Below are 1,217 nucleotides of genomic sequence, written 5' to 3'. Positions count from 1 at the left end.
GCACCGGCAACGGCACCTTTCCATTCGTCGATCGAAGCGATGAATTCCTGCTTGCTTTGCACGATGCCGAGGTCGTCCAGCTTGATGCGGACATCGTCGGCGAGCAGGTCGGACAGTTCCGTGCGGTCGGCGACCAGCAGCGCCGAATACCAGCGGCTGATGAGGGCACGATCATCGGCGCGGGCGGCAATAATCGCCAGCAGCAGTGCGGCCGCCGCAAAAGCGACCGACCTGATGTTCACCAGCTTGCGCGCCGCCGCGTTCATCCCAGTTCCGGCCGTTCGAAATCGCCAGTCTCCTTGTTCATCGTCCAGAGTTCGCCGGTCGAGATATCGAACCAGGCCCCATGCAGCGACAGCCGTCCCTTGCCTTCGAGAATCGAGACGCAGGGAAAGGTTCTGAGGTTGGCGATGGAATAGCGGATCGAGATGCGCTCCAGCGCGGTCTGGCGCTCCGAAGCGGTCATGAAGGTGCTGGAGGAGACGGTTTCGGCCGCCGGCGCGATCAGGCTCATCCACTTGCCGATGAAGTCGCCCGGCGACAGCGGCGCGGAATTGGTGTCGAGCGCTGCACGGATGCCGCCACAGCGGCCATGGCCCATGACGACGATGTTCTTGACCTTGAGGCTCTGCACGGCGAATTCAAGCGCCGCCGAGGTCGAGTGGAACTCGCCGTCGGGTGCATAGGGCGGCACCAGATTGCCGACATTGCGCAGAACGAAGAGTTCGCCCGGCCCAGCGTCGAAGATCGCCTCGGGCGCCGAACGCGAATCGCAGCAGGCGACGATCATCGTCTCCGGCGCCTGGCCTTCGCGAGCGAGATCGCGATAGCGCCCGCTCTCGGTGAGGTAGCGGCCATTCATGAAATTGCGATAGCCGGCGAGAAGATGTTCAGGGAGATGGGACATGGGCGGCGTCTGGAGCCTTTCCGGGTTGGATGCGGCAGCTCGTTGCGGTCTAGAGAGGCTCTAGCGGCAAAAGCCGGTCGCGAGCAATGCAGAATTATGAGGGCTGGCTAGAAATGCCATGCATCGAGCGCAACCGTGGCCAACAGCGTCACGCCCAGATGGCGACGGGAATGCCAAAGCTGTCGCGGCCCGGCGGGTCGGGAAACGGCCGCGCCTCGCCGCCGACGATGCGACCGGCGATCAGCGTCATCGCGGCTGCGTCGAGGAAGTCATCAGCGGCGGCACCGCGGGGCGGCGGCTGGTCGAGAAA

2 protein-coding genes and 1 pseudogene are annotated in these 1,217 nt (G+C 64.3%); all 3 read right to left on the bottom strand.

Features of this window, described 5'->3' with window-relative positions; all coding sequences use genetic code 11:
- Positions 1–266 (bottom strand): annotated as a pseudogene (locus EN914_RS36000) (nuclear transport factor 2 family protein); the annotation flags it as partial.
- Positions 263–907 carry a carbonic anhydrase gene (locus EN914_RS35995; RefSeq protein WP_023811712.1) on the bottom strand — a complete coding sequence of 215 codons (645 nt, stop codon included), beginning with the start codon at positions 905–907 and terminating at the stop codon, positions 263–265. The gene EN914_RS35995 and the pseudogene EN914_RS36000, both read right to left, overlap by 4 nt.
- Before the next feature lie 148 nt (positions 908–1,055).
- On the bottom strand, positions 1,056–1,217 hold a 162-nt coding region (locus tag EN914_RS35990), incomplete at its 5' end, for a DUF429 domain-containing protein (RefSeq protein WP_127389714.1).

The organism is Mesorhizobium sp. M7A.F.Ca.CA.001.08.2.1 (assembly GCF_003998455.1).
GTDB lineage: Bacteria > Pseudomonadota > Alphaproteobacteria > Rhizobiales > Rhizobiaceae > Mesorhizobium > Mesorhizobium ciceri.
Note: the sequence above shows the minus strand (reverse complement) of the source record. Positions and strands in the feature narration are given on the sequence as shown.